This window comes from Ktedonobacter sp. SOSP1-52, from assembly GCF_016587395.1.
In genome coordinates this window covers 973512-988013 of record NZ_BNJH01000004.1, presented here as the reverse complement: position 1 = coordinate 988013, position 14502 = coordinate 973512, and the positions used below count along the sequence as shown (strand labels likewise).

Genomic DNA, 14502 nt, shown 5'->3' with positions numbered 1-14502 from the left:
GGCGTATGCACCAGTTACCCGAACATGAATTTGATGATAAGACAATAGAAGTCAGCGATCTGCCAGGCGCGGAGAAACAGGGCGGAGTACGCAGGCTCTGGCTTGGATCACGCCTGACACGCAAGCAGAAGCGGCGACGCCTTTTCTGGACAAGCGCACTTATCGTCCTGGCGCTGCTTGGTCTTCTGGCAAGCCTGGCTCCAGTACGCGTGCTTATTGGCGAGAGTTTCTCAGGGAACAACACTCCTGGCCCCAATGCGCGCAACCTGTATTTTGTGCAACTCTTGCCCGGCTGGGGACAACTCAGCGTCGATGGTAAGCCGTATAATAATTCTAATAGCCCCTTGCCGACAGTCCTCAATGAGCAACCCATACACCTGGCCAGTGGAATCCATACGCTCACCTGGGAGGGCGAGCCCTTTGCCCCTCTTACCTGCCAGCTTACCGTGCCGGGCGCAGGCAGCGCGCCTCCAGCCAGGGGGCAGGCCTGCCTCACCAGCAGCGCCAACACGGCTCAGTACAAAGCCAGTGTCATTAGTTTTCCGCGTGCCGTCAATCTGACAAGCCTTCCAGGCGATGAGCAGACGAACCTCAAGCAAGCGGTCCAGGGCTTTCTGGACAAACAAGGTAGCAGCGAGTATGTGCAGCCCGGCGAACAGTATAAGCTGGACTATGATGCTCAAGAGACCTTCACCGCGCACCAGCGTATCCAGGCAACGCAGAGCTTTCTCCTGGATACAGATACGCAACGGCCAGGCGCCTGTGATGGACCAACTGTCGGCCCGGGCTGTACACTGCAACAACAAGACTGTCGCCTCTTCTGCACGGTCCCAGTAGGCAATAACCATCAAGCTGACAGTCAGCATTACTGGGACACCTTCGTTGTGGTACGCGAGCATTGGAGCTTTCAGGGAGACAATACCAGCCAGCAATCGCGCACCAATCACCAGACCCTGGTCCTGCTCCGTATTAGCAGGGTCAAAGATAGCTGGCAGATCATGTTTCTCCCCCAGGGATATAGTGGCTTTAACAACCCTGCCTGTACACTCACCATGGGAACGGTCTTTGGCGATCCCCGCTATCGACAGATTACCCAGAAGCAGCAGGACGCGGACTGGCAGTTTGCGACAGGCGATAGGGGGGCACGAGGTTGCCTGGCGGCGGCGCAGTTTTATATCAACTATTCCCGGACCTCGACCCAGAGTGAGCTGAGCAACGCCGACGCCTATCTCTTAGCGCGCTTCAACATCCTGCTTGCTGGAAACGCCAAAGCGCACGAGATCTGGCCCGACCTGCCCCTCGCCAGCTTGGAGGCGCGCCAGGCCACCGACGAGATTGTCCAACACCCTAAGATCATTTGACAATTAATCCACAGCAGGTCTATCATGCTAGTAATATGTCCTTTTGCCTGTTGAAGAGAGAAGGCACAAACAGTATATCTTTCGGAGGCGAGGCTTCACGTAGTGGGGGTGGCGCAGCCGAATTGTGAAAGGAGCATTCGATGTCAGAGAGCCAGAATAATGGCGCTGTGTTTCATACGCACCGGCTGAGCAATGGTCTACAGATCGTGGGCCAGCCCATGCCAGACTTTGAATCGGTGGCAATCGCCTATTATGTCCGCACCGGCTCACGCGATGAGTATGATCCAAAGGTCGCGGGCGTCTCGCACTTCCTGGAGCACATGGTCTTCAAGGGAACCCAACACCTGGACTGGCAGGAGATCACGCTGGAATTCAATAAGATTGGAGCGGAGATCAATGCCTTTACCTCCCACGAGGCGACCGTGTACTACGCTCGCGTGCTCGGCGAGTACCTGGATCGCGCCATGGAGCTATTGAGCGACATGATGTATCCACGCCTAGACGAGAACGATTTCAATATGGAGAAAGAGGTCATCGTCAACGAGATCGCTCGCTCAGAGGATCAGCCCTATAACCTGACCTATCGTCGCATGATGCAGACGTATTTCGGGGAGCATCCCCTTGGCCACGATGTCCTGGGCACACGCGAGAGCATTCGCGGGATGCACATTGAGCAGATGCGCGAGTACTGGCAGCGGCGCTACGCGGCCAACAACCTGGTCCTTACCGTCGCCGGTAACTTCGACTGGGATCACCTGGTCGAAATGGCCGAGAAGCACTGTTCAGGCTGGCGTACAGGCGATGCCAGTCGTAACGCGGCCCACTATGAACCAGCGCAACCCATCAATAATATCGTGGTCGATCCCAAGCTGAAGCAGCAGATCATGATCCTGGCCATGCCCACCGTTGACGTCAAACACCCCGACTACTACGCAGCCATGCTGGGTGGTAGCATCCTGGGCGATAGCGATGGCTCGCGTCTCTTCTGGAACATCTATCAGCGCGGCCTAGCCGAGTCGGCCAGCGCGGGCATCTGGTCCATGGAGGGCACCGGAATTATGATCATGGAGTCCAACACAACTCCTGATAGCGCCCCCCGCGTGCTCAAGATGCTCCGCGATGAGCTAAACAGCCTGCTGGCAGACGGCGTCCACGAGGACGAGCTACGGCGCGCCAAGGATAAGCTGATCAGCAGCATCGTCATCAGCAATGAGTCCACCTTCGTCCGTATGCGGGCCCTGGCCAGCGATTGGGTCATTGAGGGCCGCCTGCTAAGCGTCGAAGAGGAGATTGAGCGCATCGAGAAGGTCACGCCAGAGGACGTCATGCGTGCCCTGCGCAGCTTCCCCTTGCAGGAGAAACAAGTGCTCACCGCGCTTGGTCCCCTGAACGAAGAGGAACTGCTAGCAGAAGTTTAGTAAGTACTGAATGTGGGTGTGGTGGGTGCTGGCAGCCGCAGGCTGCCAGCACCCACCACACCCACATTCAGTACCAGAGATAAATATCAGAGGCGCTGGCCGAGGCCAGGCATGTGCCGTCGGGCGACCAGGCCAGGGCTCTCACCCAGGCGCGATGCTCGGTAAAGGTATGCAGCGTCGCGCCTGGTTCGGTCGCGAACGGCTCATAGACATTCACCAGCTTGTCCTCGCCCGCGCTAGCAAGTCGCTCGCCACCTGGCGACCAGGCCAGTGTTTTAATGGGACGCGTATGCATGGGCAAGACACGCGGCTCAATGATTGCCGGGGCCGAAGCAGACTGATGGCCGATTCCTGGCACACTCCAGATATGCACCTCCGCATCCTCCCCAGCCGAGGCCAGGTAGCCATGAACAGGTGACCAGTCAAGCGCATAGACTGGGCCACTATGGCCGCGATAGATGAACACGGGCACTCCATCCGGCACCGACCAGACATGCACACTGCCATCAAAGCTGGCCGAGGCCAGATAGACTCCATCTGACGACCAGCCAAGCGAGAAGATGCGATATTGAGCGGTATACGTTGTGAGTAGCTTCCCCGACGTGGCTGACCAGACCTGCACCGTATTATCTCCAAAGTCACCACCAGAGGCCAGGTAACGCCCATCTGGCGACCAGGCCAGGCAGCGCGCAAAGCGCCGATGTCCACGATAGATTAGCTGGGGTTTGTCGGATCCTGTCGCCACATCCCAGAGAAAAACCGGGCCAGTGGTCGAGCCAGCCGCGAGGTAGCGCCCATCCGGCGACCAGGCCAGGGAGAGGAAACAGGTGGTCGAGGGTTCATGATAGGTATATTGGAGCCGTCCCGAGGTGAAATGCCAGAGATGCACCTTGCTGTCACGGCCAGAGGAGGCCAGGAATTCACCTGTAGGAGACCAGGCCACAGCAAAGATATTATCGCTGTGAGCATCGAGCAATGTATGCATATGGCCTCCATTTATCATTGTAGGTGGGCTACGGATTGGCTGCCTTCGGCAGCCAATCCGTAGCCCACCTACAACCTTTAATGTTCCTTTGGGCCTTCTACAAGCAGGTTGATGGCATGGGGCAGGACAGGCAGGATATATTCCAGGCATTCTTTGACGGCCTTGGGGCTGCCTGGAAGGTTGATGATGAGCGAGTTGCCACGCACGCCTGCCACGCCTCGGGAGAGCATCGCCATAGGCGTATATTGCAGGCTGTTGAAGCGCATGGCTTCGGCGATGCCGGGAGCCTCGCGCTCGATAACGTCAAGTGTGGCCTCGGGGGTGACGTCGCGTGGCGCCAGGCCAGTCCCGCCGGTCGTCAAGATGAGGTTCAGGCGTTTCTCATCAGACCACTCGCGCAACAGGGCTGAAATCTGGTCACGCTCATCTGGCACGATTGCGCCTGCTTGAATAAGCGCCTCTGGGAGCTGCGTCACCAGGGAACGGATGCGCGCCCCGCTCAGATCCTCCCGCTGCCCATGCGAGGCACCATCGCTGATCGTCAGTACACCAATGGTAATCATGGTATTTATCCTACTCTATCCTGTAAAAACATAATTGATGGTGTGGATGACGAGGCTTTGCCTCGTCATCCACACCATCAATTATGTTTTTATGATTACCCTCCAGGGGCGAGTTCGCGCATGAGGGCACCGATCTGACGCCGTGAACCGTAGAGCCAGACAACATATTCGTCGGGGAGACTCTCCACCTCCACGCTACAGTCCATCTCGCTGGCAAGCTTGCGCGCGATACTGTAAAACTGGCCGCGCTCCGCATCGTTCCGGCTCTGAGTGCTCAGTGCGAGCTTACCCAGGCGCTCTTCCGGCGCGAGTACTCCACTGATAAGTTCTGAGAGCTGATCCAGGCCGAAGACCACCTGCAATGGGGGCAGGTCCTGGGCCTGGCGAGGGGAGAGCGTCGCGATATGATCGCCAGGCCCATCGGCTCTATCACGAGCCACGAGCAGCGCCTCGACGTTCTCATAGGCCGAGCGCAGATTCTCTAAGATGAGCAGCCGTGCCTCCTGAGGAGCATCGCCACGTGGATGGACATAGGCCAACAAATTGTGAGCCGGGTCTGAATATATGAAAGGCGTCGAGATAGCCGCTTTCAGTCCACAATTGGGGCAGACGGAGACGTTGAGCAGGCCCGCGAGCACGGTATAGCGGAGACCGGCATCTTTAGCGACGTTGACATACTCGTATATTGAGCTGGAAAACACTTCGCCACAGGGGCAAGTGAAAGTGTGTATTGTTGAACGAGACATATGTGTTAGGTTCTGTTTCTCACTTCTCGCGCCTGCGGCGCTCGCTGTAGATAGTGGGTGTGTGCTGTGGGTTGGCAGCCGAAGGCTGCCAACCCACAGCACACACCTGACGCTAGTTTATGAATCTTTTCTCTATTGTAACTTAGTATAACACATGAGCGAGGAAGAACCTTCCCTCAAAGAGGGTTGAATTAAGGATAGCGGCGGCGTCCTTTGCTCATAGACTTCTGTGAGTAGGTGAACTTCATGCCCTGATGCTGGATAAAATCTTGAAACTGGTTGTAGAAGATGTCACGGTCAACCGAGCGAATGACTGAGACCTGGTCGGCGGTTTCAATCGCATAGGGATAGCCCTTGCCAATAATAATCTCGGCACGTACTACATCCATCACTGGCTCTACAAGTCCGTCATCAAGCATCCAGCGCGGGAACTCCAGGCGAGCAGGCGGGCGCGTAGAGGAGGTTTGCAGGTACGAGAAGGCGACGCGGTCGCGATAGGGCCCATAGCTATCGAGGATATCGTTACGCGCACACAACATGGCAGGCGTGCGATCACCCCAGTTCATATGTCCCTGCCAGAGCAGGGCGTCGTGGATCTTCTTGGTATCCCGCAGAATAGGTTGGCGGTCGGCCCCATCCACACGGCGCAGCATGGTAATCATATCGCGGGCATAGCTGGTATCGATATACCCAATCAAAGGAACGCGCAAGTCCTCGGAGAGCTTTAGGAGCATTACCGCCGAATCAACATATTTCTGGCGATACTGCGGAAGCATGGTCAAGGCGAACGAGACCACCAGCGAGCCATCGAAGAAGACCACGGGGCTATGAGCAGGATCATCGACGCGACGGTTACGCGCCTGCTGTTCCATCAGATTACAAAGCGTCTCAATCTCCAGCAGATAGCGGCGCAGCGTCACCTGCATATCGGAGTAGGGATAGCTATCGGGGTCATCCCCTTCTTTGCGTGCATCCTCCATGATCTCATCTGGGGCTAACACTTCAAGGCGTACATCCTTCGTGTAGGGACGGTTGTGCCCGTGCGGATTGACAAAAAAGCCCACCTGGACCAGCGCGACTGGAATCGAGGCATCGCGCCAGGGAAGCAACTGGCTGCCATCCACGGCAATCGTGGTGACGCCCTCGATACACTCGGCCCACTGATTGGCCTGTTCATGATTGGCAAAGGCCTGACCAAAGGGATAGTGGGGCCCGCGATATTCACGCAAAGCGGCCTCAGCCAGCCAGTGGTCAAACTCGATGGTTGGGCGAGCACCAGCAGAGGGCATCCCTGCCTCTGCTGGTGGCAGAATCTGCTCCAGCGCTGCGCTGGAGGGATAGCGATGATAGAGGTTCTCCAGCACATGGCGATAGGACTTGAGCTGGTCGCCAAAGCTGCCGTCATAGAGCGAGAACTGACCGCGCTTCAAGTTCAGGGCAGCGAGCAGCTTGCCTTTGTGCAGCATGAGCAAACTCCTTTTTGTTAAGTGTGATGTTGGTGTGTAGAGGACCCTGGCGGCCTAGGCCGCCAGGGTCCTCTACACACCAACAGATTAAACATGCTCCATGGAAGGCTCATTGGACCCGTTGGGGTAGAGCGCTTCGTCGCTAAAGGATGACTCAGAGAGTCCCTCCTGTTGGAGCTGGGTCTCGCCGCTGGCCTTGCGCAGACGAATCAGGCTATCCAGCCCCTGCTCAAATGTATCGTCGTGGCTGATGACGATCAGCTGCTCAAAGCCACGGACACGGCGGATCTGCTCGGCAAGGTTCATGCGGCGTAGCTCGTCCATGTTCTGCGTTGGCTCATCGAAGAACGCGAGATTGAGTGTCGAGAGCTTCTTGAGCAGGGCCAGGCGCACAGCAAGGGCGGCGCTCATCTGCTCGCCACCGCTCAACTGTGCAAAGGTACGAGAAACGCCCTGACGGCGTAGCACCACCTCGTAATCGTTCTGCCAGGAGAGTTGAGCGCTACGGTCACCCATGATCTCGCCAAAGATACGATTAGCCTCGGCCGAGATATCGTTGAGCATGGCCTTGAGAACGTAGGGCGCGGCCTCCTTGATCACCTTGCGGAAGTATTCCATCATAGTGTGCAGGTCTTCCAGCTCGCGGTACTCCTGACGCACCTCCACCAGCTCGTGCAACTGCTGCTCAGCGTTCTGGATACGCTGCTCAGCCTCGTTGATGGCACGTTGGATCTGCTGCATCTTCTCCGCGAGGCTGCTAATCTCGCCGTGCAGGTCGCGTCGCTGCCTGCGCACCTCGTCAAGCTCCTGCTCATTGAAGGTGGCTCGGGCCTGCATGTATGCCTGCTCGGCCTCGCGCATACGCTGGTGAGCCTGCTCGGTCTCCTGCTCCTGCTGGTGGCAGACACGCTCGTGCTCAGGCAAGGCTCGCGCCTGCTCGATGTGCTTGAGGTAGTTCTGATGCGCGCCCTGGGAGCGCTGGCGTAGCTCCTCCTGTCCCTTGATACTCTCATCAAGCTCATAGTAGGCCGCAAGCTGTTCATGCAGGGCGGCGAGTTGGGTGTTTAGTTCCGCAAGCTCCTGCTCCGCCTCGGCCACTTCCTTCTGAAACTGGGCAGCCTGGGCGACGATATTTCGCTGCTCACGCAGTTGCGCGCGTGGATCGTTGAGGGTAATCAATTGCTCGTTGACCTGCTGTAGACGCGGCTCACTATCGCGCAACTGGTTGGCGCGTTCGCGCATCGTCTGGATATCGGTCTCGTACTGCGTGATGAGCTGCTCGTTTTGCTGGAGCTGATCGCGCAGCCCTGGCAGAGTGGCGACCTTCTCGCTTGCGAGTTTACTCTCTTTATACTGTTCTTCGTTTTCACGCACCCGACTATCATGCTCTTTGAGCATCTCAAGCTGGGCTTCCAGTTCAGCATATGTCTCCTCAAGCTGCTCCATTTCCCTCTCTAGCTGCTGCATCTGCCGCTTGAGATCATCGCGCTTCTCGACATAGAGGCTATATTTGCCCAGGGCATCGGCATATTTTTTGATCTGCTCGATGCGAGTCTCAACGTCCTTGCGCTCAATGAGGACCTGCTGCCGCTGCGCACGCTCCTCGACGAGCAGGTTCTCGAAATAGGATTCCAGGCTGACCATACCCCGATTCTTGATATTGAGGCAGGGTTCGCGCAAGAGGGGACACTGCCCACCCGCCGACTGCTTGAGGGAATCACTATAGGCCTCGATGTTGCCATCCAGACGATGAAGGCGGGCGTTGATTTCATTCAAGCGCTCCTGAAGCGCAGGCATCTCTTCCGCTTCAGCACGATTCTCATCGATAAGCTGGACATTGCGCTCGGCCTTTTGGAGTTTGGTGAGCAGGGGCGCATGCTGATCGTGTCGCTCCTGCAAGGCACGCCGCTTCTCATTTAGTTGCTGAAACTTGTTCTTGCGCTCGACGCTCTGTACTTGCAAGCGCGAGCGCGCCAGGTCAAGCTCTGGCAGGCGTTGAGCCAGCTCTACCAATGGTTCAATCGCCGCGATACGTTGCTCCAGCACACCGCCAGTCTTCTTCGTGCTCTCCAGGCGTTCACGCTGGTTCTTCCCCTCTTCGCAGATGGACTTATAGAGCTTGACGTTCTGAAGTAGCTCATCGCGTCGCTCCTCCAACTCTTGCTGACGCTGTACATCTGGCTGGAGCGCCTCGATACGCAGGCGTGCCTGCTCTACCTCCTGCAAACGCGTATGCAGCCCCTTCGCCTTCATCTCAATCGAAGCGTGTTTATTACCCAGACGTGCCTGCTCCTTGAGCAAGCGATTGCGCTGCTGCTCCTGCTGGCGCAGTTGCTCAAGCACGCTCTCAGCCTGGAGATACTGCTGATAACCCTTCTCTGTCTCGCGGGCGATCTGTTCGGCGGCCTGGGCCTGTGCCAGAGCTTGCTGATAGTTTGCCAGGATGCTACGGGCAGAATCATACTGGCTGGCGCGCGCCTCGGAAGAGCGGCGTAGATCCTGGAGCTGGTTATATTGCGCATTCAGCTCCTGCTCGCGCTTCTCCAGTTGTGCCAATGTTGTTGTAAGCTCGGCATTACGCACCTTCTGCTGCGCGTCCTCCTGGCGAGACTGCTTCAACTGCTCACGCCACTGCTCAAGCTCGCGCGTCTCATACTCAAGCTGATCAATGCGGCTCTGACGCTGCTGCATCTGTTCGCGGTAATCTTTCTGCGAATCCAACAGATACTCGGCGGCGGCCTTGTAATCTTCAATCTGGAGCAGCGCATCAAAGGTCTGCTTGCGCTTACTCGCTGCCTCAAGAAAGATGGAGGTAAAGGTTCCCTGGGGGACGCCCAGGGCATCGCGGAAGAGCGAATCGAGCGGACGTTCGCGATCAATGCCGAAGAGCTCATGTAGTTTATCCAGTACATCGGCGCCCTGCTCGATGCGCATATTGGCCTCTTCATCGTGAATCAGCCAGCGCGAGCCGGAGCCACAGCGACGCTCCACGACATACGGACGCTCATCTCCGCCCAGCAGATGGACAAGTACCCGGCCCCACTTCTCGCCCTCGCGCACGAAACGCGCCTGGCTATAGGGAAGGGAATCAAAAAGGGCGAAACCAATAGCCTCAACCAGAGTGGTCTTGCCGGCCCCGTTTTCACCACTAATGGCCGTCGTCCCACGGCGAAAATCTACGCTAAAATGACGGTAGCTCTTGATATTCTCTAACTCAATACGCGTAATGAGCATTGCAGGTCAGCCAGCCTTCCCAACAAACGACACAGACGATCAAACTCTCCCAATTTGCTTTTCTTGCTCAGCGGGGCAAAAGCGGAAAAGAAATACAAATGTACCGCCAGATTATAACATAATCTAGTGGTACACCTTATGTCTACGGGGCGAGCGCCTGCGGCGCTCGCCCGGGTAAGGGTGTGGAGGGTGCTGGCAGCCGCAGGCTGCCAGCACCCTCCACACCCTTACCGGTTATTTGTCTAAGGTGAAACCCTACCCATTATTTAACGCGGAAGCCGCGCAGGCGTAGGGAGTTTGTCACTACTGTGACGGAGGAGAGCGCCATTGCGCCTGCGGCAAAGATGGGGGCCTGGGTCTGTAGGAAGGGGATCAGCGGCGAGAGAATGGCCGTAGGAATCAAGAGCACATTGTAGGCGAAGGCCCAGAAGAGGTTCTGCTTGATTGTACGCATCATGGCCCGCGAAAGCTCCAGCGCGCTCACCACGCTTTGCAGATTGCCCTTCACGAGAGTAATATCCGCCGCCTCCATAGCGATATCGGTTCCGGTCCCCATGGCGATGCCGGCATCGGCCTGCACCAGGGCAGGCGCATCATTAATGCCGTCACCCACAAAAGCCACGACCATGCCCAGGTCTTGCAGGCTCTTGACCTGCCTGGCCTTCTCCTCGGGCAGAACATCAGCCAGTACATGCTCGGCATCGATGCCCACCTGCTCGGCAATGGCCCGGGCCGTGCGTTCGTTATCACCAGTAATCATCCAGACCGCCAGGCCGCGCTGCTTCAGTTCGGCGATGGCTGCGGCCGAACTCTCCTTGACCGTATCCGCGACGGCGACCAGACCCGCCAGATTGCCATCCACACTGATCAGCATTGCTGTCTTGCCCGCCTGCTCCAGAGATTCAAGTTGTGACAGTAGCGCGTCAAAGGCGATTCCATGCTCCTGAATAAGGCGCCGATTCCCAATCAGCAACTCACGCCCCTCCACCAGGGCCTCGACGCCCCGTCCTGGAAGTGCGACGAAGCGCGTGGGATAGTGTGCCAGGGCAAGGCCCCGCGCCTTCGCGCCCTCGACGATGGCCGCCGCCAGTTGATGCTCTGACCCTTGCTCGGACTGCGCGACCAGCCGCAGCAGCGTCTCCTCGTCCAGGGTCTCATCCAAAACTAATACATCCGTCAATTCAGGCTTGCCTCGCGTAACGGTACCGGTCTTGTCGAGCATGACGGCCTCGATGGCCTGAATGCGCTCCAGGCTCTCACCGCCGCGGATGAGAATGCCCTGCTCGGCACCCTTGCCCGTTCCAACCATAATTGCCGTTGGGGTCGCCAGACCCAGCGCACAGGGGCAAGCCACCACGATGACCGTGATCGCCGTTACCAGGGCGTTGACTGTAGGGTCCATATGCATGAGCATGTTCATCAGGTGGCCGCCCATATATATCGGCATCATCATGGGGGGCAGAGAGAAGAGGTTGCCATAGATCAACCAGCCAACGAAGGTGAGCAGGCCAACTACGAGCACCGCTGGAACAAAGATACCCGAGGCAGTATCGGCCAGGCGCTGGATCGGTGCCTTTGAGCCCTGGGCCTGCTCTACCATACGTACGATCTGGGCCAGCATGGTATCGGCGCCCACCCTGGTTGCCCGAACCTGCAACAGACCCTGCTGGTTAAGGGTTGCGCCAATGACCGTGTCGTCCTCAGCCTTCTCGACAGGCAGGCTCTCGCCGGTCAACATCGACTCATCGACAGAGGATTGGCCCCCCAAAACCTCGCCATCCACGGGGATCTTCTCACCAGGGCGCACGCGCAAGATATCGCCCACGCGGACCCGCGCCACGGGAATATCCATCTCCTGGCCCTTGCGCACAACGTGGGCCACATGAGCCTGTAAGCCAATCAGCTTCTTCAGAGCATCATTCGTGCGTAGGCGCGCGCGTGCCTCCAGATATTTACCCAGGTAGATCAAGGTAATGATCAGCGCGGTCGTATCGTAAAAGGTCATAGTTCCCAGCGAGGGATTAAAGGTGATTGCGATACTGAGAGCAAAGGCTGCCGTCGAGCCAAAGGAGATCAAGGTATCCATCGTGGCGCTCAGATGGCGTAGATTCTTCAGCGCGTTGCGGTGGAACTCCCAGCCAACCATGCCCCAGACTGGCGCGGTAAACGCCAGCAGCATGGTATTCATATTGCCCATGCCGGGCATGCTAGCACCCATAAAGAACATGTTGAAGAAGACCACAATAGCGCTCAGGATAACGCCCACAATGAGCAGGCTGCGTTTGCGCTCAAGCTCGGCGCGGTGGCGCGCGCTCTGCTCCTCCTGGCGCTGGGCAATGAGCTGCAGGGGATCGAGGGCCTCGCCCTCCTCCTCTTGCTCCTCCTCGTCTGCTGGACGAACCACCACATCGGCGCGAGGAATAGCCTTATAGCCCAGGGCATCTACCTTCTGCGCCATCTGCGCAAAATCGACCTGCTGAGGATTGAAGGCCACGCTCGCCATCTCAGAGGCCAGGTTGACGCTAGCCTCATTGACACCTGGCAGCTTCTTCAAGCCCTTTTCTATACGCATCGCGCAGGCAGCACAGGTCATCCCCTCCACCGCGAAGGAGAGCTGCTCGGGCATATATGTCGCCTGAGAGAGACTCTCAGACGGTGTATGTGTCTCCATACTCATGGGAACGAACCTCGTTCTAACAAACGAATCACATCAAATTTATAATATCGGCGAGTCCAAGCTTGCATGAACATTGAAGCTGAGCAAGTCTCGCCCCTACACATTGCATACGCATTACTACCATGATACGAATTACTATCCATACCCCCCCGGTAGGGGTACAGCAGACACTATACCCCACAAAAAGAGAGAAGTCAAACCTCATCCGGAGGGTACAATTCATGTTTTCACGCATTCAACACAAACTGAGGGAGACGCTCCCCGCTCGGTAGGGACCAGCTTCAGCGCGTCCGAAGGCGATTAATCGCCTGTGGGCGGAGCCTGAAGTGTATCCATGTGCCATGTCATGTATAAGGTCGCTTTTCACAGGCAATAAAAGGCTAGCACCGCACTGCCATAAATGGCGTTCGGACGCGCTGAAGCTGGTCCTTACCAAAAATTTTACCAGCCTAACTTGTAGATGCCGACAACACATGTTATAATACACCCCATACCCCCCGGTATGGGGTGTAGACAAAACATATCAAGCAGGCCGGCGGCTAAGGTGACCAGTCGTGTTGCTGAGATGAAGAAGCAGGAGAAAAGGAATGAAAGCCGAAAAGCAAGATGTCCTGAAGCGACTCAATTACATTGAAGGTCATGTCGCGGGTATTCGCAAGATGGTCGAAGAGGACAAATACTGTGTTGACGTACTGCGCCAGACGCATGCTGTCCGCAAGGCCATTGAGAAGCTTGAGCAATTAATTCTCAGCGGACACCTGGAATCATGCGTTGTGGAGGGCATCAAGGAGGGGCGTGAAGAGGCGGTTATCGATGAGCTGCTCCAACTCTACAACGTCGCCGGCAATAAATAAATCCACCTTATTCCGCATTAAAGATAGAGGAGAATATCATGAAGGAAGTCACGCTTTCAGTACCTGATATGAGCTGCGAGCATTGCGTCAATGCCATCAACAAGGCCCTCACCGGACTGGATGGCGTCGAAGACGTCAACGTCAGCCTCCCCACGAAGACCGTCTCCTTTGGCTACCAGCCCGAGCAGGTCTCCATGGAGAAGATCGAGGCCGCCCTCGACGATGCAGGCTACACCGTCGCCGGCGTACAATAAGCATAAACGATGGTGGAGGGTGTGGTCAGCTCATGGGCTGACACACCCTCCACCATCGTTTATTCTGGCTTCTGGCTTGTCGAAAGGGCGATCCCTGGCAGTAGAAAAAAGATCGCCAGTAGGGTATTCACCGCCAGGCTGATCCAGGGATTTACGAAAGCCAGGGCAAAAGCAATGGTGTAAAAAAGTGGTCCCAGCAAGTACTGCCGATCAATACGCCTGACTGCCTCCATATTTACATTTGGACTCAGCAGGCGTCCTTTATATGTGGCATAGAGCCAGAGCAGATGATAGCCAAGCGCCACAAAGAGAAATACGCCATTATACAGAATGGTCGCCTGCTTAAAATTGGCCTCATTATTCGCTACATCCACGCCATATCGGCCCAGTAAAGCTGTGGGGAAGGGCACCACGGTCGCGGCCAGCAGCAAAAGAAGATTGAGCACAAGCAAGTTATGATCGGCACGCACGATCAGCGTGAATAATCTATGATGATTTAGCCACATAATACCGATGGTGGCGAAACTCAGCAAAAAGGCCAGCAGCACCGTCCACTGCTGGCGAAGCAAGTCAAAGAGCTGAAGCTTTGATGCGTCACTAAACGCAGACGTTACATCCAAAATTAGCAATGTAATAGCGATAGCAAACACGCCATCGCTAAAGGCTTCGACCCTCGATGTTTCCTTCTTCTCATCCATAAAGATACAACCTCTCTTTATTCATCGCCCCATATAGCACAGTATAGCTGCTACAGGCGTGCGCGGCTACTCTCTACTTTTTATTCCATTCCACCCATTAGAGATTTTTGTATTTCCTTTAACCAATAAAATCCGAAAATAACCTTGACAAAACGCAAAATGAATGTTAATTTGTCAATTAATAAAAGCAGTAACAAAGCACCATTTCTCTTAACACAACACATCGAAAAAAATACATACTATTAG

At 56.2% G+C, this 14502-nt stretch carries 11 protein-coding genes; 4 read left to right on the top strand and 7 right to left on the bottom strand.

Going from position 1 to position 14502, the window contains the following annotated elements; translation table 11 throughout:
- Positions 1 to 5 precede the first annotated feature (5 nt).
- Positions 6 to 1361, top strand: coding sequence for a hypothetical protein (locus tag JMJ16_RS39425; protein WP_201390381.1), 1356 nt, complete (start codon positions 6 to 8; stop codon positions 1359 to 1361).
- Positions 1362 to 1501: 140 nt separating this feature from the next.
- Positions 1502 to 2779, top strand: coding sequence for a pitrilysin family protein (locus JMJ16_RS39420; RefSeq protein WP_201390380.1), 1278 nt, complete (start codon positions 1502 to 1504; stop codon positions 2777 to 2779).
- A gap of 67 nt (positions 2780 to 2846) precedes the next feature.
- Here JMJ16_RS39420 and JMJ16_RS39415 read toward each other — a convergent pair whose 3' ends face one another.
- The 6 genes from JMJ16_RS39415 to JMJ16_RS39390 all read right to left on the bottom strand — a co-directional run bounded on the left by JMJ16_RS39415 (position 2847) and on the right by JMJ16_RS39390 (position 12450).
- Positions 2847 to 3764 carry a WD40 repeat domain-containing protein gene (locus JMJ16_RS39415; protein WP_201390379.1) on the bottom strand — a complete coding sequence of 306 codons (918 nt, stop codon included), beginning with the start codon at positions 3762 to 3764 and terminating at the stop codon, positions 2847 to 2849.
- A 77-nt stretch (positions 3765 to 3841) separates the two neighbouring features.
- On the bottom strand, positions 3842 to 4327 hold the full coding sequence (gene mog, locus JMJ16_RS39410) for a molybdopterin adenylyltransferase (protein WP_201381926.1): 486 nt from the start codon (positions 4325 to 4327) through the stop codon (positions 3842 to 3844).
- A gap of 95 nt (positions 4328 to 4422) precedes the next feature.
- The gene (locus JMJ16_RS39405; protein WP_201390378.1) at positions 4423 to 5073 is read right to left on the bottom strand and encodes a CpXC domain-containing protein; all 651 of its coding nucleotides are present in this window, start codon (positions 5071 to 5073) and stop codon (positions 4423 to 4425) included.
- A 191-nt stretch (positions 5074 to 5264) separates the two neighbouring features.
- A complete protein-coding gene (locus tag JMJ16_RS39400; RefSeq protein WP_201390377.1) occupies positions 5265 to 6539 on the bottom strand; it encodes a DNA double-strand break repair nuclease NurA in 1275 nt (424 codons plus the stop codon).
- Positions 6540 to 6626: 87 nt separating this feature from the next.
- The gene (locus tag JMJ16_RS39395; protein WP_201390376.1) at positions 6627 to 9773 is read right to left on the bottom strand and encodes an AAA family ATPase; all 3147 of its coding nucleotides are present in this window, start codon (positions 9771 to 9773) and stop codon (positions 6627 to 6629) included.
- A gap of 262 nt (positions 9774 to 10035) precedes the next feature.
- A complete protein-coding gene (locus JMJ16_RS39390; RefSeq protein ID WP_236601898.1) occupies positions 10036 to 12450 on the bottom strand; it encodes a cation-translocating P-type ATPase in 2415 nt (804 codons plus the stop codon).
- Between the two features lie 587 nt (positions 12451 to 13037).
- Between JMJ16_RS39390 and JMJ16_RS39385 the strand changes: the two genes are divergently transcribed.
- A complete protein-coding gene (locus tag JMJ16_RS39385; protein WP_201370059.1) occupies positions 13038 to 13304 on the top strand; it encodes a metal-sensitive transcriptional regulator in 267 nt (88 codons plus the stop codon).
- Between the two features lie 38 nt (positions 13305 to 13342).
- Positions 13343 to 13558 (top strand): heavy-metal-associated domain-containing protein, encoded by a 216-nt coding sequence (locus JMJ16_RS39380; protein WP_201390375.1) that lies wholly within the window; start codon positions 13343 to 13345, stop codon positions 13556 to 13558.
- Between the two features lie 59 nt (positions 13559 to 13617).
- Here the strand turns inward: JMJ16_RS39380 and JMJ16_RS39375 are convergent, their stop codons facing one another.
- On the bottom strand, positions 13618 to 14256 hold the full coding sequence (locus JMJ16_RS39375; RefSeq protein WP_201390374.1) for a TMEM175 family protein: 639 nt from the start codon (positions 14254 to 14256) through the stop codon (positions 13618 to 13620).
- Positions 14257 to 14502 lie beyond the last annotated feature (246 nt).